The sequence below is a fragment of the Streptodolium elevatio genome, from assembly GCF_053592165.1.
This window is the reverse complement of the sequence record NZ_JBSFVE010000010.1, coordinates 130032-148565: the sequence shown is the minus strand read 5'-3', so window position 1 is coordinate 148565 and position 18534 is coordinate 130032. Positions and strand designations below refer to the sequence as shown.

The 18534-nt window shown below is 69.6% G+C and carries 14 protein-coding genes and 1 pseudogene; 8 read left to right on the top strand and 7 right to left on the bottom strand.

The window, feature by feature from the left end:
• Positions 1 to 4: 4 nt before the first annotated feature.
• From ACWD12_RS19905 to typA, 4 genes are all read right to left on the bottom strand, one after another.
• On the bottom strand, positions 5 to 943 hold the full coding sequence (locus ACWD12_RS19905) for an ABC transporter permease (protein ID WP_358353617.1): 939 nt from the start codon (positions 941 to 943) through the stop codon (positions 5 to 7).
• Positions 936 to 1862, bottom strand: a complete 927-nt coding sequence (locus ACWD12_RS19900; RefSeq protein WP_358353615.1) for an ABC transporter permease — start codon at positions 1860 to 1862, stop codon at positions 936 to 938. Before ACWD12_RS19900 ends, ACWD12_RS19905 begins: the two co-directional genes overlap by 8 nt.
• A gap of 124 nt (positions 1863 to 1986) precedes the next feature.
• Entirely contained in the window at positions 1987 to 3630 is a 1644-nt protein-coding gene (locus ACWD12_RS19895; protein ID WP_450100607.1) for a peptide ABC transporter substrate-binding protein, read from the bottom strand.
• A 565-nt stretch (positions 3631 to 4195) separates the two neighbouring features.
• Entirely contained in the window at positions 4196 to 6061 is a 1866-nt protein-coding gene (gene typA, locus ACWD12_RS19890) for a translational GTPase TypA (protein ID WP_358353611.1), read from the bottom strand.
• Between the two features lie 231 nt (positions 6062 to 6292).
• Here typA and ACWD12_RS19885 point away from each other — a divergent pair, with 231 nt between their 5' ends.
• The 6 genes and pseudogenes from ACWD12_RS19885 to ACWD12_RS19860 all read left to right on the top strand — a co-directional run bounded on the left by ACWD12_RS19885 (position 6293) and on the right by ACWD12_RS19860 (position 12202).
• Positions 6293 to 7222, top strand: coding sequence for a hypothetical protein (locus tag ACWD12_RS19885; RefSeq protein WP_450100606.1), 930 nt, complete (start codon positions 6293 to 6295; stop codon positions 7220 to 7222).
• A gap of 95 nt (positions 7223 to 7317) precedes the next feature.
• Positions 7318 to 7782 carry a hypothetical protein gene (locus ACWD12_RS19880; RefSeq protein WP_450100605.1) on the top strand — a complete coding sequence of 155 codons (465 nt, stop codon included), beginning with the start codon at positions 7318 to 7320 and terminating at the stop codon, positions 7780 to 7782.
• 370 nt (positions 7783 to 8152) lie between these two features.
• Entirely contained in the window at positions 8153 to 8458 is a 306-nt protein-coding gene (locus tag ACWD12_RS19875; protein WP_358353606.1) for a hypothetical protein, read from the top strand.
• Between the two features lie 60 nt (positions 8459 to 8518).
• Positions 8519 to 9313 (top strand): hypothetical protein, encoded by a 795-nt coding sequence (locus ACWD12_RS19870; protein WP_358353605.1) that lies wholly within the window; start codon positions 8519 to 8521, stop codon positions 9311 to 9313.
• A 61-nt stretch (positions 9314 to 9374) separates the two neighbouring features.
• Positions 9375 to 11270: pseudogene (locus tag ACWD12_RS19865) on the top strand (fumarate reductase/succinate dehydrogenase flavoprotein subunit); the annotation flags it as partial.
• A gap of 179 nt (positions 11271 to 11449) precedes the next feature.
• On the top strand, positions 11450 to 12202 hold the full coding sequence (locus tag ACWD12_RS19860; RefSeq protein WP_358353603.1) for a succinate dehydrogenase/fumarate reductase iron-sulfur subunit: 753 nt from the start codon (positions 11450 to 11452) through the stop codon (positions 12200 to 12202).
• Between the two features lie 10 nt (positions 12203 to 12212).
• Here the strand turns inward: ACWD12_RS19860 and ACWD12_RS19855 are convergent, their stop codons facing one another.
• Positions 12213 to 14618, bottom strand: coding sequence for a SpoIIE family protein phosphatase (locus tag ACWD12_RS19855; protein WP_450100604.1), 2406 nt, complete (start codon positions 14616 to 14618; stop codon positions 12213 to 12215).
• Positions 14619 to 14873: 255 nt separating this feature from the next.
• Positions 14874 to 15311, bottom strand: a complete 438-nt coding sequence (locus tag ACWD12_RS19850; protein ID WP_450100700.1) for a (deoxy)nucleoside triphosphate pyrophosphohydrolase — start codon at positions 15309 to 15311, stop codon at positions 14874 to 14876.
• Positions 15312 to 15432: 121 nt separating this feature from the next.
• On the opposite strand from ACWD12_RS19850, the gene ACWD12_RS19845 reads away from it, so the two are divergent.
• Together ACWD12_RS19845 and ACWD12_RS19840 are read left to right on the top strand one after the other, a co-directional pair.
• Complete coding sequence (locus ACWD12_RS19845) at positions 15433 to 15732, top strand: 4a-hydroxytetrahydrobiopterin dehydratase (RefSeq protein WP_450100603.1); 300 nt, start codon at positions 15433 to 15435, stop codon at positions 15730 to 15732.
• 165 nt (positions 15733 to 15897) lie between these two features.
• Positions 15898 to 16416 carry a hypothetical protein gene (locus tag ACWD12_RS19840; RefSeq protein ID WP_358353598.1) on the top strand — a complete coding sequence of 173 codons (519 nt, stop codon included), beginning with the start codon at positions 15898 to 15900 and terminating at the stop codon, positions 16414 to 16416.
• 862 nt (positions 16417 to 17278) lie between these two features.
• On the opposite strand, the gene ACWD12_RS19835 is transcribed toward ACWD12_RS19840, so the two are convergent.
• Entirely contained in the window at positions 17279 to 18526 is a 1248-nt protein-coding gene (locus tag ACWD12_RS19835; protein WP_450100602.1) for a GH12 family glycosyl hydrolase domain-containing protein, read from the bottom strand.
• Positions 18527 to 18534 lie beyond the last annotated feature (8 nt).

Below are 18534 nucleotides of genomic sequence, written 5' to 3'. Positions count from 1 at the left end.
CTCCTCACCGGCTCTTCGGGTCGAGCGCGTCGCGTACCGCGTCGCCCATGAGGATGAAGCTGAGGACCGTGACGCTCAGGAACAGGGACGGGAACAGCAGCGGGTGCGAGGCCAGCAGGAACCGCTCCTGCGCGTCGCTGATCATGAGGCCCCACGAGATGCCCGGGGGCTGGATGCCGACGCCGAGGTACGACAGCGCCGCCTCGGCAGCGATGAACTCGCCGAGGCTGATGGTGACGTACACCAGCACCGGGGCGATGGCGTTGGGCAGGATGTGCCGCACGGTGACGCGGAACGTGCCGCCGCCGAGGGCTCTCGCCGCCACCACGTAGTCGTTGTGCTTGTTCGCGATCACCGCCCCGCGCATCAGCCGGAAGATCTTCGGCCAGGCCAGCGCGGCCATGATCAGGGCCACCGTGAAGGCGTCGCCGGTGTCGAAGACCGCGAGGGCCAGGATGGCGCCGAGCATCAGCGGGATCGCGAAGAAGATGTCGGCGAAGCGGGACAGCAGCCCGTCGATCCAGCCGCCCGAGTAGCCGGCGACCAGGCCCAGGGTGCCGCCCACGAGGGTCACCATGATGACCGTCGAGAAGCCGACCACGATCGAGTTGCGCGTCGACCAGATGACCTTCGTGTAGACGTCGCAACCCTGCACGTCGTAGCCGAACCAGTGGGAACTGCTCGGTTCCTTCAGGGAGTTCATCAACTGGCAGGCCCCCGCGTCGCGCGGGTTGTGGTCGGTGAACAGCTGGGGGAACGCCGAGAAGAGCAGCAGGATGAAGATGACGACCGCGGAGCCGATGAACAGCTTGCGGCGGCGCAGGTCGTACCACGCGTCGGTCCACAGGCTGCCGACGCGCTGCCCCATCGCGCCGATCTCGATGTCGGCCGCGGAGACCGCCTCGGTGGACTGGTTCGGGTCGCTCTTCGCGATCTCACTCATACCGGATCCTCGGGTCGAGAACGGCGTACAGCATGTCGACGAGGAGGTTGGCGACGATGTAGATGAGCACGAGCGCCGTGACCATCCCCACCACCACCGGGCGTTCTCGCAGATACACCGACTGGGCCAACTGCCCGCCCACGCCCGGGATGTTGAAGATCCGCTCGGTGATGATCGCGCCGCCCATCAGCGCGCCGAGGTCGGCGCCGAGGAAGGTGATGACGGGGATGAGCGCGTTGCGCACCCCGTGCCGCAGGACCACGCGTTGCTGCGGCAGGCCCTTGGCGACCGCGGTGCGCACGTAGTCGGAGCGCATCGTCTCGACGAGGCTGGTGCGCATGAGTCTCGTGACGTACGCGAGCGACAGCGAGGCGAGGACGTAGCCCGGCAGGATGTACGCCTTGAAGCCGTCCGCCTCGTTGAACGACACCGGCAGGACCTGCCACTCGACACCGACCAGCAGTTGCAGGATGAAGCCGGTCACGAAGGTCGGGATGGAGATCATCATCAGCGTCGCGATGAGGACCAGGTTGTCGAAGAACTTCCCGCGCCGGAGGGCCGCCATGATGCCGGCGACGACGCCGACGGCGGCCTCGATGACGATCGCGGTGAGCGCGAGGTTGATCGTCCAGGGGAAGCGCTCGGCCATGATCTCGCCGACGTCCCGGCCGCGGACCGTGGTGCCGAAGTCGCCTTGCACGATCCCGGTGATGTAGTGCCAGTACTGCACGAGGAACGGGTCGTTGAAGTGGTACTTCTCCCGCAGCATGTCGACCACGACCGGGTCGGAGCGGCGGTCCCCGGCCAGGGCCCTCGCGGGATCCCCCGGCAGCAGGTACACCATGAGGTAGATCAGCAGCGTCGTGCCTATCAGGACGGGTATCGCCTGCAGCAGCCGACGCGCGAGGTAGCGGTACATGAGTTCTCCCGGTGGGGGCCTCGCCCGGACGCGGGGCATGGCCGCGCCCGGGTACGGCGGGGCGGAGCCGGGGGCCCCGTGCGGGACCCCCGGCCGCGTACCGCCGATGCGACGTCGGCTTGCGTTACGAGGCCATCGTCACCAGGTCGAGGCGCATGCGGTTCTGCGCGTCGATCTTGACGTTGGTGACCTGGTCGGTCCACGCGTTCGAGCCCTGGTAGAAGAACACCGGGATGTACGGGAGTTCCTTCAGCAGGATGTCGTCGGCGGCCTGGTAGGCGGCGATGCCCTCCTGGCCCTGCTTGACGTCCGCGGCCGCGAGCGCCGCCTCGAACTGCTCGTTGACGTAACCGCCGTAGTTCGAGCCGTTCTCGATCGCGATCTTGCTGAAGATCGGGCGCAGGTAGTTCTCGATCGACGGGTAGTCCATCGACCACGCCATGCGGAAGCCGCCGCTGTACTGCTTGTCGCCCAGCGCGTCCAGGATGGCCCCGAACTTCTCGAACGGCCGCGGCGTGACCTCGATGCCGAGGTTCTGCTTGAGCATGTTGACGACGGACTCGATCCAGTCCTTGTGGCCGCCGTCCGCGTTGTAGCCGAGCTCCAGCTTGTTGCCCGGCAGCCCGCCGGCCGCGGTGTAGAGCTCCTTGGCCTTGGTCGGGTTGAACGTGCACGCCTCACCGCACGCGCCCTTGCGGTAGCCCGGGATGATCGGGCTGACGAAGTCGTCCGCCGGGGGACGCGTACCGCTGAAGATCGCCTTGTTGAGCGCCTCGCGGTTGATGGCCATCGAGATCGCCTTGCGCAGCTCGGGCTTGGCGAAGGCGGGGTTGGTGGCTATCGGGAAGCCGATGTAGCCGACCGCGGACTCGGGCTTGTTGGAGGTGCGGCCCGGGAAGTCCTTCTCAACCGTGCCCATCGCGGAGACCGGGAGCTTGTCGGTGATCTGGATGGCCTTGGCGCGCAGGTCGTTGTACGCGGTGTCCAGCTTCTCGTAGATCTTGAAGGTCACCGCGTCGAGCATGGCGTCGCCGTCGCGGTCGGGGAAGTTGTCGTACCGCTTCACCTTGATGTGCTGGTTGTGCTCCCACTTGCCGTCCATCATGAACGGACCGTTGCCGATGGGCTCTTCGTCGAACTTCTTCGGGTCGGCGAAGAACGCCTTGGGCATCGGGTAGTAGGCGTTGTAGCCCAGCATCGTCGGGAACTGCGCGAACGGCACCTTGAGGGTCACCTTGAAGGTCGTGTCGTCGACGACCTCAAGTCCCTTCAACTTGTCGCCGGTCGGCTCCTTGCCCTCGCCGGGGGCCAGGTCCTGGGATCCCTCGATCTTGTCGAAGAACGGCAGCGCCTCCTGCGCGTTCTTCTGGTTCGCACCGTAGTTCCACGAGTCCACGAACGAACTGGCGGTCACCTTCTCGCCGTTGTGGAACGTGTAGTCCGGATGGATCTTGATCGTCCAGACCTTGTTGTCGGTGCTCTCGATCGACTGGGCGACCCGGTTCTGCGGGACGTTGGTCTCGATGTCGTAGTCCACGAGCCCGGCGAAGAGCGCGTTGAGGACCTCCGCACCCTCGCTCTCCGCGGTGTTCGTGGGTACGAGGCCGTGCTGCGGCTCGCCGAGCTGGACCGCGATCGACCCGCCCTTCTTGCCGCCTCCCGACTGGGACGCCCCCGGGCTGCCGGGCGGGGTCTTGGGATCGTCGTCATCGGTGCTGCACGCGGTCGCCGCCAAGGCCAACACGGCCACCGCAGCTCCGATTTTCACGCGCGTAGATCCACGCACGGTCTGCCTCCTCGAAGTTCTTCGGACAGGAAGGGGGAGGGAGATTGCACAGGTGCGGACCGGCTTGATCGATTTCCCGGTGTGGGCAGGAAATGATCATGCCGGCGCCCGAGCGTCGTACGGGGAACGGACAGCGAATTCGGACTCGGGCGCAAGCGCAACTATCCGACGCCCAATGATCTACATCCAGGCTTGGACTGTTGCATTTCAGTTAAGCCTGCTCGCGATATTCCGTTGAAATGGCTATCCATCGGGACGAATTGCCTGCCAACCAAACGGAACGGTCTCCCGCTGAACGGACCCGGGTGTTCGATCAGCGCGCTCCCGGCTGATCAACTATGCGCGTGGACTGCGCAGTTCGCCGCGATTGCCCGGTAAAACGCCGATGGCCCACAGTCCAGACTGTGGGCCATCGGTTGGGGCTTTTCGCGCAATTGAATTCGATCTTGCCGATGAATTCGATCTTGTCGGACCCCGGGCCGGGCCGCGGACCGCCGAACGGTCGGCCGGCGGCCGGGCCCGGAATTCGATCGAGAACGCTTTTCGGTCAGGAGCGCTTCGCCCGGGACGCGGCGCGGGCGCGCTCCTGCTGGTTGAGCACCACCTTGCGGATGCGCACGGTCTCCGGCGTCACCTCGACGCACTCGTCCTCGCGGCAGAACTCCAGGGCCTGCTCCAGCGAGAGCTTGCGCGGCGGGATCAGCTTCTCCGTCTCGTCCGCGGTGGACGAGCGCATGTTGGTGAGCTTCTTCTCCTTGGTGATGTTGACGTCCATGTCGTCGGAGCGGCTGTTCTCGCCGACGATCATGCCCTCGTACACCTCGATGGTCGGCTCGATGAACAGCGTGCCGCGCTCCTGGAGGTTGGTCATCGCGAACGCCGTCACGACACCCGAACGGTCGGCCACCAGCGAGCCGTTGTTGCGGGTGCGCAGCTCGCCGACCCACGGCTCGTAGCCCTCGTGGATGCTGTGCGCGATGCCGGTGCCGCGGGTCTCGGTCAGGAACTCCGTACGGAAGCCGATGAGGCCGCGCGCCGGGACGACGAACTCCATGCGGATCCAACCGGTTCCGTGGTTCGTCATGGTCTCCATGCGGCCCTTTCGGGTCGCCAGGAGCTGGGTGATCGCGCCGAGGTACTCCTCGGGCGAGTCGATGGTCAGGCGCTCGAAGGGCTCGTGCACCTTGCCGTTGATCTCCTTGGTGACCACCTGCGGCTTGCCGACGGTCAGCTCGAAGCCCTCGCGGCGCATCTGCTCGACCAGGATGGCCAGCGCGAGTTCGCCGCGGCCCTGGACCTCCCAGGCGTCCGGGCGTTCGGTCGGCAGGACGCGCATCGACACGTTGCCGACGAGCTCCTTGTCGAGGCGGTCCTTCACCAGGCGCGCGGTGACCTTGTGGCCCTTGCCGCCCTTGCCGACCAGCGGCGAGGTGTTGGTGCCGATCGTCATCGAGATCGCGGGCTCGTCCACCGTGATGAGCGGCAGCGGGCGCGGGTCCTCGGCGTCGGCGATGGTGTCGCCGATCATGATGTCCGGGATACCGGCGATCGCGATGATGTCGCCGGGGCCGGCCTCCTCGGCGGGCTTGCGCTCCAGCGCGTCCGTCATCAGCAGCTCGGTGATGCGGACCTTCTCCATGCTGCCGTCGTGCCGGCACCACGTGGTCGTCTGGCCCTTGCGGATCGTGCCGTTGTGCACGCGGCACAGCGCGATGCGGCCCAGGAAGTTCGACGCGTCGAGGTTGGTGACGTGCGCCTGGAGCGGGTGGCCCTCCTCGTACGTCGGGGCGGGAATGGTGTCCAGGATGGTCTGGAAGAACGGCTGGAGGTTGTCGTTGTCCGGCGTGACGCCGTTCTCCGGCCGGTTCAGGGACGCCATGCCGTCCCGCGCGCACGCGTAGACGATGGGGAACTCGATCTGGTCCTCGGTCGCGTCGAGGTCCATGAACAGCTCGTACGTCTCGTCGACGACCTCGGAGATACGCGAGTCCGGCCGGTCGACCTTGTTGATGCACAGGATGACGGGCATCTTCGCGGACAGCGCCTTGCGCAGCACGAAGCGTGTCTGCGGCAGCGGGCCCTCGGACGCGTCGACCAGCAGCACCACACCGTCCACCATCGACAGGCCGCGCTCGACCTCGCCGCCGAAGTCGGCGTGGCCGGGGGTGTCGATGATGTTGATGGTGATCGGGTCCCCGCCGTCCTTGGGGTGGTACTTCACGGCGGTGTTCTTCGCGAGGATCGTGATGCCCTTCTCGCGCTCCAGGTCGTTGGAGTCCATGACCCGGTCGTCCACGTGCTGGTGCGCGCTGAACGCACCGGCCTGCTTGAGCATGGCGTCGACGAGGGTGGTCTTGCCGTGGTCGACGTGGGCGACGATGGCGACGTTGCGGATGTCGTTGCGCGTGGGCATGCGGGTATGCGCTTCCGTTGGGCTCGGGACGTCGCATCCGGTCAGCATGTCTACGTCCGGTTCCGCCGGATATGCCGGGATGCAAGCCGGGCCGGTCCGCCGCGGCACCTCCCATGGTACGGGGCAACGCTGATCACGTCCGGTCACGTCCGGCCCGCGGACCCCCGACGACGCGCGCCCCGGGGCACGCGGATCGACGGGCGACGCCCGGGTCGGGGCACAATCGACGGTGTGAGCGAATCCTTCAGCGAGCGGATGCGGCGGCGCTGGTCGGCGCGGCGGGGCGACGGCGGCGGCGACCCCTGGGGCCCGGGCGGCGCCTTCGGCGCCGATTCCGCGGGCTCCGGCGGCGCGGGCGGCGGTCGCCGCGGCGGCCCGGGGAACCCCTTCGGTGGCCCCGGATCGGACGGCCCGGGGGCGGACGCCTCGGGGCCCGACGCCGCCGGTTTCGACTCCCCCGGGCTCGACGACCCGCCGCCGGCTCCGGCCGAGAGCGGGACGACGGCCCGGGCGCGCATGATGCACGAGCGGCTGACGGAGGCGTACGCCGTCGGGGACGTCCGGACCGTGACGCAGATCGCCGACCTGATGCCGGAGGGCCCGGAGGCCGAGCCGTACCGCACGTACGCGCAGGTCCTCGCCGCCGAGGCGCAGGCCGACGACGCGCGGGCCGCGCAGCTCGCCCAGACGTACCTGAACCGCCTGCACTCCGGCCACCCCGACTGGGAGACCGCGCGCAGCCTCTTCGGCGAGGTCATGGTGCAGGCGCTGGTCATGGGCACCGTCCCGATGGCCGGCAACCTCACCGCCGCCGAGCAGGCCCTCGCCGCACCGGCCGACTACTACGTGCACCAGTCCGGCATGCTGCTGAAGTATGCCGGCGAAGAGGAGACGCACCCGCTCCTCCTGGTCCTGCACGGCGACGCCCGGAAGGGCGTGCGCAGTGCGGAGCAGGCGGTCCGCGCGGAGAAGAAGGGCACCCCGGCGGGCCACGCGGACGCCCTCTGCGTCCTCGCCCTCGCACTGACCGCCGCCGGCGACATCACCACGGCCCGCCAGGCCCTCGCCGACGCCGAGCGCATCCTCCCCGGCCGCCCCCGCATCACCGCCACCCGCAACCGCATCGAGTCCAGCCCGGCCGCGACCCTGCACGAGGAGTAGGTCAGGCCGATCTTGTCGGGCGGGGCGCGTCGGGCGCTATTGCGATTCGGCAACACGGGCACGCGTGTTCGACGAAGTGCGGATCATGCGTACGCATGACCTCCGAAAACCCCACCCGCTTCCGGGACGGCCGCACCGGTCCCGGAAGCCGTCGACACGACAGGCAGCGTGATGCCCTCGGCTTCTTCGCCCGTTGGGTGATCATGTCGGCCGCGTTTCTGATCGGCTCGCAAGCGCTCGACTGGGACATGACCGACGCCTGGTGGGCCTTGGGCTCGATGGCCGTCACGTGGCGCTTGCTCTTCGCGTTGGCCCCCGCGCTCCGCGCACTTTGGTCCTATGCGGTCGGGCTCCGGCCCGAGAGTGTGGATCTCGGCACCGGACCGCTGGTGATTGCCGCCGCGCATCACTGCTGCACGATCGCGCGCGCCTATGCGGCGCAGAACCGTCCCAAGGACGCAGCTCGGGTGTTGGAGCGCCCGGGAGCACGCGCCCGGACTCGCCCGTATCGGCGTGGTCGGGGGGGGGCTGATCTTGCATTCCTGACCGTCTTTTCTTGATCATCTCTGCCCGACCGACCGTTCGTGATCATGAATACACGATCACGCATTCATGATCACCAATTGCCGGTCTCCGGGTCACCGGGTGCCCTTTCGTCCCTCGTGCGGGGGAAATCGGCGGGTGACCGGGAAAAAGATCGGGATAGCACTTTCCAATCTTTCCCGGATCGCGCCACACTTCCGAGGTTCGCACCGCGTGCCGGGCCGACTGTGTGTCCGGGCTGCGCGCGCATGCGTCCCGCCTGCACGAAAAGCACGTCCGGCACGCCAATGCACGTCACGCACGTCACGCACGATGAGCACGTCCGCAACACCGACCAACCGGTCCCCCGACGGCGCGGGGCCGGCGACCAGGGGGTGAGCGCGCGACATGACGACGACCGTGGACTACGACCTGACCCGCGCACAGCGCAAGCTCGACGAACTTGACCGCGTACTGCGGTCGGTGCGCGGACGGTTGGGGAACACGCTCGACATACGCCGGGTCTGCGGCGACGTCGAGCGACTGCGCGATTCGCTCGCGCTGCTGTGCGAACACGCCCCGGACGACCGGCATCCCGGGCCGCCGAGCCCGCGTGCCGAGCTCGAACCGCTGCCCGAAGTGCCATACGATCCCTCGCTGTTCGCGGACGCGGACGACGAAGGGATCGGCGGCATGCGGCCGCAGCGGCCTTAGCCGTACGCCACGCGCACCACCCGTACCCAGGGAACACGCAGCCGAGAAGGGCACCCACGAATGGCCACCGGCACCGCCGCGCCCGGCAGGGCGCAGATCCAGGAACGGCATCTCCGCACGGACCGCTGGTGGCTGGGCTCGGCCGTCACGGTCACGATCCTGGTCGCGTTCATCATCTACTCGACCTGGCGTGCGTTCGCGAACGACGACTACTTCGCGGAACCGTACGTCTCGCCGTTCTACTCGCCCTGCCTGTCGACCAACTGCGACAGCATGCCGATGAGCGCCAACGCGCCGCTCTTCGGCGACTGGTGGTCGCTCTCCCCCGCGCTGATCATCCTGATCTTCCCGCTCGGCTTCCGGATGACCTGCTACTACTACCGCAAGGCGTACTACCGGGGCTTCTGGGCGTCGCCGTCGGCGTGCGCCGTCCCCGAACCGCGCTCGAAGTACAGCGGCGAGACGAAGTTCCCGCTGATCATCCAGAACTCGCACCGCTACTTCCTGTACTTCGCGGTGGTGGTCGCCGGGATCCTGACCTGGGACGTGATCATCGCCTTCCGGGACGAGCACGGCGCGTGGGGGCACATGGGCCTCGGGACGCTGGTGCTGCTGGCCAACGTGCTGCTGATCTGGGCGTACACGCTCTCCTGCCACTCGTGCCGGCACATCATCGGCGGGCGGCTGAAGAACTTCTCCAAGCACCCGGTCCGCTACCGCTACTGGCAGTTGGTGAGCCGGCTCAACACCAAGCACATGCAGCTCGCCTGGGCCTCGCTGTTCAGCGTCGCGCTCGCCGACCTGTACGTGTACTTCGTCGCCTCCGGCGCGTTCGACGACCCGCGCTTCTTCTAGTCGCACGCTCGATCCCAGGCTCACGTTCCAGGCTCAAGTCCCAGGAAAGGCACCGAGCTTCATGTCCGAAGTTGAACGGCACAGCTACGACGTCGTCGTCATCGGGGCGGGCGGCGCCGGGCTTCGCGCGGCCATCGAGGCGCGCTCGCGGGGAATGCGTACCGCCGTGGTGTGCAAGTCGCTGTTCGGCAAGGCCCACACGGTCATGGCCGAAGGCGGCATCGCCGCGTCGATGGGCAACGTGAACAGCAATGACAACTGGCAGGTGCACTTCCGCGACACCATGCGCGGCGGCAAGTTCCTGAACCACTGGCGGATGGCCGAACTGCACGCGCAGGAGGCCCCGGACCGCGTGTGGGAACTGGAGACGTGGGGCGCGCTGTTCGACCGCACCAAGGACGGCCGCATCAGCCAGCGCAACTTCGGTGGCCACGAGTACCCGCGGCTGGCGCACGTCGGCGACCGCACCGGCCTGGAGCTGATCCGCACCCTCCAACAGAAGATCGTCGCGCTCCAGCAGGAGGACGAGGCGGAGTTCGGCGATCCGGAGGCCCGGCTCAAGGTCTTCCAGGAGGTGACCGTCACGCGGCTGCTGACCGTGCCGGACGCCGGTTCCGAGGAGGGCAACCGGGTCACCGGCGCGTTCGGCTACTGGCGCGAGTCCGGCCGGTTCGTGGTCTTCGACGCGCCCGCGATCGTGCTGGCCACCGGCGGCATCGGCAAGTCCTTCAAGGTGACCTCCAATTCGTGGGAGTACACCGGCGACGGCCAGGCGCTCGCGCTGCTGGCCGGGGCGTCCCTCATCAACATGGAGTTCGTGCAGTTCCACCCGACCGGCATGGTCTGGCCGCCCAGCGTCAAGGGCATCCTGGTCACCGAGTCGGTGCGCGGTGACGGCGGGGTGTTGCGCAACTCCGAGGGCAAGCGGTTCATGTTCGACTACATCCCGGACGTGTTCAAGGAGAAGTACGCGCAGTCCGAGGCCGAGGGCGACCGCTGGTACGACGACCCGGACAACAACCGCCGGCCACCCGAGCTGCTGCCGCGCGACGAAGTCGCCCGCGCCATCAACTCCGAGGTCAAGGCCGGCCGCGGTACACCGCACGGCGGCGTCTTCCTGGACGTCTCGACGCGCCTGCCCGCCGACGAGATCCGCCGCCGACTGCCGTCCATGCACCACCAGTTCAAGGAGCTGGCGGACGTCGACATCACCGCCGAACCGATGGAGGTCGGCCCGACCTGCCACTACGTCATGGGCGGCATCGAGGTCGACCCGGACACCGCCGCGACGCCGGGCGTACTCGGCCTGTACGCGGCGGGCGAGGTCGCCGGCGGCATGCACGGCAGCAACCGGCTCGGCGGCAACTCGCTGTCGGACCTGCTGGTCTTCGGCCGCCGCGCCGGCCTGTACGCGGCCGAGTACGTCGCCGAACTCGGTGACGCACGGCGCGACTTGGACCAGGACCAGATCGACGCGGCAGCCGCCGAGGCGGTGGCGCCGTTCAACAACGAGGGTGCCGAGAACCCGTACTCGGTGCACCAGGAGCTCCAGCAGACCATGAACGACCTCGTCGGCATCATCCGGCGCGAGGGCGAGATGGCCGAGGCCCTGGGCCGCCTGGAGGAGTTGCGGGCCCGCGCCGAGAAGGCGGGTGTCGAGGGCCACCGGCAGTACAACCCCGGCTGGCACCTCGCCATCGATCTGCGCAACATGCTGCTGGTGTCGGAGTGCATCGCCAAGGCGGCGCTGGAGCGCCAGGAAAGCCGCGGCGGGCACACGCGCGAGGACCACCCGGCGATGTCCGCGGAATGGCGCAAGGTCGTCCTGGCCTGCACGCTCGCGGCCGACGGCGGCCACGTGGACCTGGTACGCCGCACCCCCGAGCCGATGCGCGGCGACCTGCTCGCGCTGTTCGAGCTGGACGAGCTGAAGAAGTACCTGACGGACGCGGAACTGCCGGGCGGGCCGGCGGAAGCCGCGGAGACGGTGGAATCCGCCGGAACCGCGGAGACTGCCGAAACCGCGGAGGTTCTCGAAACCGCGGACACCGCGGAGACGCCGGGCCCCGCGAAGCCGGCGGACGTCGCACAGACCGCGGAGACCGCGGACACGGCCTCGGACGAGGAGAAGGACTGATGTCGTACAAGGCCAACTTCCGCGTGTGGCGCGGTGACGTGGACAGCGGTGAGCTGCGCGACTACACGGTCGAGGTGAACGAGGGCGAGGTCGTCCTCGACATCATCCACCGCCTCCAGGCCACCCAGACCCCGGACCTCGCGGTGCGCTGGAACTGCAAGGCCGGCAAGTGCGGTTCGTGCAGTGCCGAGATCAACGGCCGGCCCCGCCTGCTGTGCATGACGCGCATGAGCACCTTCACGCCGGAAGAGACCATCACCGTGACGCCGATGCGGACTTTCCCGGTCGTCCGCGACCTGGTGACCGACGTGTCGTTCAACTACGCCAAGGCGCGGCAGATCCCGTCGTTCACCCCGCCGCCGGAGCTGAAGGCCGGCGAGTACCGCATGCAGCAGGTGGACGTCGAGCGCTCGCAGGAGTTCCGCAAGTGCATCGAGTGCTACCTGTGCCAGAACACCTGCCACGTGATCCGTGACTTCGAGGACAACAAGCCCGCGTTCTCCGGGCCCCGCTACCTCATGCGGATCGCCGAGCTGGACATGCACCCGCTGGACGTCGCGGACCGCCAGAAGGCCGCGCAGGACGAACACGGGCTCGGCTACTGCAACATCACCAAGTGCTGCACGGACGTCTGCCCGGAGCACATCAAGATCACCGACAACGCGCTGATCCCGATGAAGGAGCGCGTCGCGGACCGGAAGTACGACCCGCTGGTCTGGCTTGGCAACAAGATCCGCCGCCGCGGCAACTGACGCGCCGGCGCTACTCCCCGGTGGGGAGCTGGAGTTCGAACCACACGATCTTCCCGTGGCCCGCCCTCCGGCTCCCCCACCGCTCCGCGAGCGTGGTGACCAGCTGCATGCCGCGGCCGCCCTCGTCGGTGTCGCGGGCCTCGCGCAGCCGGGGCAGGCTGGGTACGGCGTCCGCGACCTCGCACAGCAGGTTCCGGCCGCGCAGCAGCCGCAGCCGGATCGGACCTGCGCCGTACCGCAGGGCGTTGGTCACCAGCTCGCTGACCAGCAGCTCGGCGATGTCGACCAGGATCTCCAGGTCCCAGTCGTGCAGGGTCTTGCGGGTCAGCTCGCGGGCCCGGGCGACGACCGGCGGTTCGGCGGGCAGCCACCACGACGCGACCGCGTCCTCCGGCAGCGCGTCGAGGCGGGCCATGAGCAAAGCCACGTCGTCGAAGCCCAGTTCCTTGTGCAGCGAGGAGATGACGGCGTCCGACGCCTCCTCCAGCGGGCCCCGGTGCTCGGCGATGGCGTCGCAGAGCAGGCCGATGCCGGTGTCGAGGTCCCGCTCGCGCGTCTCGACCAGGCCGTCGGTGTAGAGCACCAGCAGGCTGCCCGGCTCGACCTGCAACTCCTTCTGCTCGAACGGCACTCCGCCGACACCCAGCACGGCACCCGAGGGCGGGTCGACCGGTACGGGGACGCCGCCCGGCGGTACCAGGACCGGCGGCAGATGCCCGGCGCTGGCGAACTCGCAGGTGCGGGCCACCGGGTCGTACACGACGTACACGCAGGTGGCGTAGTGCAGTTCGCCGAGGCTGGCGACGATGTCGTCGAGATGGCCCATGACTTCGGAAGGCGGCAGGTCGAGGCCCGCGAGCGTGCGTACCGCGGTGCGCAGCTGCCCCATCACGGCCGCGGCGTGCACACCGTGGCCCATCACGTCGCCGACGACCAGGCCGATGCGCCCGCCGGAGAGCGGGAGTACGTCGAACCAGTCGCCGCCCACCTCGGTCACCAGGCTGCCCGGCAGATAGCGGTGCGCGACCTCGATGCCGGGGATGTCCGGCAGGTCCTGCGGCAGCAGGCTGCGCTGCAGCATCACGGCCGTCTCGCGCTGCCGGTGGTAGAGCCGCGCGTTGTCCACCGACACGGCCGCGCGGGCGCCCAGCTCGGTGGCGAGCGTGAGGTCGTCGGGGTCGAACGCCGGACGGCCCTCGCCCCGGCCGAGCAGCAGGGTGCCCAGCACGATGCCGCGGGCGCTGAGCGGCACCACCATCAGCGTGTGCAGGCCGAGCACCCGGGCGGACTCGGCGCGGCCGGTGTCGCGGATCAGCTCCTCGTACATCTCGTCCTGGATGTTCTGCACCAGGTACGAGCCGCCGCTGCGCAGGCAGCGCCCGAAGGTCGAGTCGGCCGAGTACACCAGCCGCGACCCCTGTTCCAGGAGTTCGTCGGTGTAGCGGCCGGGCCGGGCGCCGCGTGAGGCGACGCGGTACATGACCGTGCTGTCGCCGTGTGCGCCGGGCGGGATCTCGTCGCCGACCATGACGGCTTCCAGCAGGTCGACGGCGGCCAGGTCGGCGAAGCCGGGCACGACGGACGCGGCCAGTTCCTCGGCGATGCGGGGGATGTCGAGGGTCGCGCCGATGCGGGTGCCGGCCTCGTTGAGCAGCGCGAGGCGCTTGCGGGCGGCGTCGACCTTGACCATGGCGTAGTGCCGCTCGGTGACGTCGATCAGCGAGCAGCTGATGCCGAGGATCTTGCCGCCCTGGGCCTGGAGGCGGTTGTACGACATCGACCAGACCGTGCGCGGGCCGCCGTCCAGCGGGATCGGTCCGAAGATGCGCGAGTCGACGACCGGCTCGCCGGTGTCGAGGACACGCTGCTGGATGGTGCGTACCCGGGCGGTGTCGATGCCGGGCATGATGTCGTCGATCGTGCGGCCGAGGTGGTCCGCGACGGCCACGCCGTCCATGGCGGCCAGCGCCTCGTTCGCGGCGACGTAGCGCAGTTCGGTGTCGAAGATGCCCACGCCGATCGGCGACTGGTCGAACAGCGCCTCGCGCATCGCGAGGTCGGCCTCGACGCGGTGCAGGGCGTCGGCCTCGACCGAGGTGATGAGGATCGACCGGTTGCCGGCGGCGTCGGTGACGAAGGCCGAGCGCGACTCGAACTCGCCGATGCTCCCGTCGGCGCGCCGCATGCGGTACGTACCGCCGGCCAGTTCGGCGTCCGCGATCTCCTGCTCGATGCGGTCGCGGTCCGCCTCGGTCAGCGGCGGGACGAGGAGGTCGCCGGCCCAGCGGCCCAGGATGTCGTCGCGGCGGTAGCCGAACAGCTTCTCGGCGGAGCGGCTCCACATGGTGATGAGGCCCTGCGCGTCCAGCACCCAGGTGGCGCTCGGGACGAGGTCGTACAGGGTTCCGGGCGCCACGGAATTGGGGGTTGTGCCCCCCGGTGGCCGCCCGGCGCTCTGACCCTGCTCCATGGACCGCGGATCCTTCACGTCGCTGCTATTAGGTGCCGTTTCCCCGATTCGCGGCTTTTTCAAGCCTTTGCCCTGTGTTCCGAACTGAAGCCGAATGGCCGAGTTTGTCACGGCCCACGGGATTAGTCGGAATTTGTGAAGATGTGCAGTTGTGGGGTTCTGAAGTTGTGCGGTCGTGCGGTCGTGCGGTTCGACAGCCGGTCAGCCTGCCGGTGTGGCGGCCATCAGGCGCGCCACGACCGCGACGGCGTCCCGATCCTGCGGCAGCCAGGCCACGTCCCCCAACTCGTGGGGGGCGAGCCAGCGCAGCTCCGAGTGGTCCTCCAGCGGGCGGGGTTCGCCGTCCAGCAGGTCGGCCTGCCACAGGTGCAGGACGTATCCGGGATTGAGGGGCCAGGCACCGGGCAGGCGCCGCACGGCGCGCACCGTGACGCCCAGTTCCTCGTGGCATTCGCGGACCAGCGCGTCGGCCTCGGCCTCGCCCGGCTCCAGCTTGCCGCCGGGGAACTCCCAGCCGCCCGCGAGGTGCGGGGGTGCGGAGCGCCGGGCGGCGAGGACGCGTCCGGCGTGCAGGATCGCGGCCCCGACGACGATGACGAGGTCGTCCTCGGGGTGCGGTGTCGCCTCCGGCCGGTCCATGCCGGACCACTTTACGGCGTTCGAGGGGTGGTACGGGCGTACGAGGGAAGACGCGGACCGCTCGGCCGCGTCCCCGTGTCGGCCCTTGACGCGCGCGCATGCGGGGAGCAGCCTCCGGAGCATGCCCCAAATCCTGGACGAAGCCGCCGTACTCGCCGCCCTTTCGGGCCTGGACAACTGGACGGGAGACGTCAAGCAGATCCGCCGGACGCTCACCGCGCCGGACTTCCCGACCGCGATCCGGATCGTGGACGTCATCGCGGTCGCCGCCGAGGACATGAACCACCACCCCGACATCGACATCCGGTGGCGCACCCTGCACATCGCGCTGAGCACGCACGATGCGGGCGGCGTCACCTCCTTGGACGTCGAGTTGGCGACCGACATCGACGCCATCGCCCGGCAGCACGGCGCGAAGTAGCGGCTGGGCGCCGGTCGGCAGGGGGGTGGGGCCCGGGTGTCGGCGGGCTCCGGCGCGTCGGCGGGCCGCGGCGGACGCCGCCGTACATACTTTTCGGAGAATTCGGATAATCGCGACATGACGCAGGTATCCGACTCGCTCCGAGAGTGATGGAGAGACGCCGCCGTGCCGCACCCCCACCGCTTCCGCCGCGCCCTCGCCGCAGTGCTCCTGGCCGCCGTCCCCCTCGCCCTCGCGGGCTGCGGGGCGGGCAAAAAGGCCGAGACGCTGGAGATCCGCCCCGACACCCCGGCCGCCTCGCTCGGGCCGCTGCTGATCCAGAACGTCGTGCTGTTGACCGGGCCGCTCGGCGGCGGCGGGCCGCTGGCGGTGACCGGCTCCATCTACAACGGCGGCGGAGCCCCCGACCAGATCCAGCGGATCTCGGTGAACGAGCTCCCGCTCCCGGCCGAGATCACCCCGGCCCCGAACCACCCCGAACTGCGGGTGCTGCCGAAGCAGACGCTGCAACTCGGTGGCCCGGGCAACACGACGGCGGTCGTCCCCAACGCGGCGGACCTGGTCCGTTCGGGCGACACGCGGCGCGTCACCTTCACGTTCGCCCGCGAAGGCGAGACCACGCTGTGGGTCCCGGTCCTCCCGGCGCGCAGCTACTACGCGGGGTACGGACCGCTGGCCTCGTAGCCGGCGTGGTCGGGCGCGGCGGGATCCGGCACGACGCGATCCGGCACGACCAGATCCGGCTGGGCGGGGCCCGGCGTGCGGCCGGGCCCGGCGGCGCCTGCCTCGGCGGCCCGGCTCGGCCCCGTCGGCCGTCGGGGTGAAGGCATCGGCCGGGACGCGGACGCCTGACTCCGGCGTCACGCCCTTGCCATTCGGCCACCGCCCCTTCCGCCCACACCGCCCAGCCGTACGCCGCCTCCGCCTGTTCCGTGAACATCCGCGTGACCAGGGTGATGACGGGCAGGCGCTCGGGGTGCGGACAGCCCGTCGCGGCGTATTCGTCCGCGCGCGCGGCTCTGCGCGACCCGGTCGGCGGCGTCCGCGCATGCGGGCGAGGGTCCGGCGCAGGTCGCCCAGTTCGCCCTGATCGGCCAACGCGACGCGCAGTAGGTCGTCTTCCCGGCGGCGGGGGTCTCGCGCTCGTGCGCGAGCCAGGCGCGCAGGACGGTCCGACCCGCCTCGGTAACGGCGTACACGGTCCGCGGGCGCTTGCCGGTGATACTCCTTGCGGGCGTCCGCGAGCCCGGCGGCGACCAGGCGCTTGGGCTCCTCGTACACGGCGCTGACGGACCGCGGCGCCGACAAGACACTCCGGCCCGGAGTATGGCGCCGGCGCCAGATACTCCGAGCCGGAGTATCCGCGTTTCGATCCCGGGGCCCCATGCCCGGACATCGGCTTCTCGCACGTCTCGCTGTCCGTCACCGACTGCGACGCCGGCGCGCGCTGGTACGCCGAGGTCCTCGACTTCACCGACCTCGCCCCGCTCTCCAGCTCGAACTCTTCAGCCAGGGCGGCCGAGCCGGCCGGCGCGGCCGAGCCCGGTCAGCGGGGCGGGTACCACGTCTGCGCCGCCCCGCGTTCGCACGTCTGGACGCGGGGCACCGACGACCGGTTCGGGGCCGGGTCCCCGGCGGCGAGGCACTTGCCCGAGGCCTCGCCCACCAGCGAATCGTCCGGTCCCGCCTGCCACTGCTGGGCGGTGGCCCCCGTGCATTTCGCGAGGAAGACCGCGCCGTTGCGTCCGGCCTCCAGGCATCTGCCGTCCTGGACCAGCGTGTTCCGGTCGGTCGTCCACTCCTGCGCGGGTGACGCGTCGCAGGTGGCGACGACCGGGGTCCGGCCGTCCACCGGAGCCGCGAGGCACATGCCGGGCAGTCCCGACGTGACGGCGCCGCGCGGCAGGCCGACCGCGGCGTCGAACGAGAAGGATTCGGTGCGCAGCCCGACGCCGCCGTCCCAGACCTCGAAACCGGCCTGCACGGAGCACAGTTCGGAGTCCTTGGGGACGTACCCGCGCTGGACGGCGTCGAGGGCGAACGCCCGCAGGTCGAGGTCCCGGACCGCCTGCGTGGGGTCGTCCAACTGGTACACGATCACCGTGTGACTGCTCTTCTTGGGCAGCTGGTACACCGTGTACGAAACGCCCGCGATTCGCACGGGGTCGTCGACCTTCTCCCCCGACGGCTCCTTGCCCCGGCTGTCGATCCAGATCATCAGCTCGGCGCTGGCCGTGAACGAGCACTCGCCGTGGACCGGACTGAACCACAGGTCGTACGCCGCGTTCCAGGTGCCAGAGTCGACCGTCGCGGTCGTCCAACTGCTCACGGCGTACCGCAGGTTGTCGACGCGGATGGGCAGAATGCCGCCGTTCAGCGGGGTGGTGATGTGCGCGTACGCCCCCGGGCCGCGGTCCGGGTCGACCACCGTCCGCCCGTTGACCCCGCTCTGGCTGATCCGGAAGTCCGTGCCGCCGTCCGAACGGATGCACAGTCCGCCGACTGCGTTCCACTCGTTCGGGTTCACCTGGTAGCGCCCGCCGGCGACCTCGCGGGCCGGGTGCCGGTTCACTTCACCCGAGCACAACTCGTCCGTTCCCGGCACCACTTGCGCGATGGGCGCGGGCGGGCGCTCCTGTGCGGCGGCCGCCCGCTGCAAGTCGTCCATGAAGCGCGGCGGCATGAGCATCCAGGCGCCGAGCAGCGCGGCCACCACCAACAGGGCCGCAGCCGCGGTGAGCACCGGGTGGCTGCGGGCCGTGGAACGCAGTCGCGTGATCTCCCCCGCCCTCATCAGCACGG

Bases quoted from the DNA above. Each gene is read 5' to 3' on its own strand.
- ACWD12_RS19905 (WP_358353617.1), bottom strand. From the start codon at position 943: ATGAGTGAGATCGCGAAGAGCGACCCGAACCAGTCCACCGAGGCGGTC.
- ACWD12_RS19900 (WP_358353615.1), bottom strand. From the start codon at position 1,862: ATGTACCGCTACCTCGCGCGTCGGCTGCTGCAGGCGATACCCGTCCTG.
- typA (WP_358353611.1), bottom strand. From the start codon at position 6,061: ATGCCCACGCGCAACGACATCCGCAACGTCGCCATCGTCGCCCACGTC.
- ACWD12_RS19880 (WP_450100605.1), top strand. From the start codon at position 7,318: ATGACCTCCGAAAACCCCACCCGCTTCCGGGACGGCCGCACCGGTCCC.
- ACWD12_RS19875 (WP_358353606.1), top strand. From the start codon at position 8,153: ATGACGACGACCGTGGACTACGACCTGACCCGCGCACAGCGCAAGCTC.
- ACWD12_RS19870 (WP_358353605.1), top strand. From the start codon at position 8,519: ATGGCCACCGGCACCGCCGCGCCCGGCAGGGCGCAGATCCAGGAACGG.
- ACWD12_RS19860 (WP_358353603.1), top strand. From the start codon at position 11,450: ATGTCGTACAAGGCCAACTTCCGCGTGTGGCGCGGTGACGTGGACAGC.
- ACWD12_RS19850 (WP_450100700.1), bottom strand. From the start codon at position 15,311: ATGGACCGGCCGGAGGCGACACCGCACCCCGAGGACGACCTCGTCATC.
- ACWD12_RS19845 (WP_450100603.1), top strand. From the start codon at position 15,433: ATGCCCCAAATCCTGGACGAAGCCGCCGTACTCGCCGCCCTTTCGGGC.
- ACWD12_RS19835 (WP_450100602.1), bottom strand. From the start codon at position 18,526: ATGAGGGCGGGGGAGATCACGCGACTGCGTTCCACGGCCCGCAGCCAC.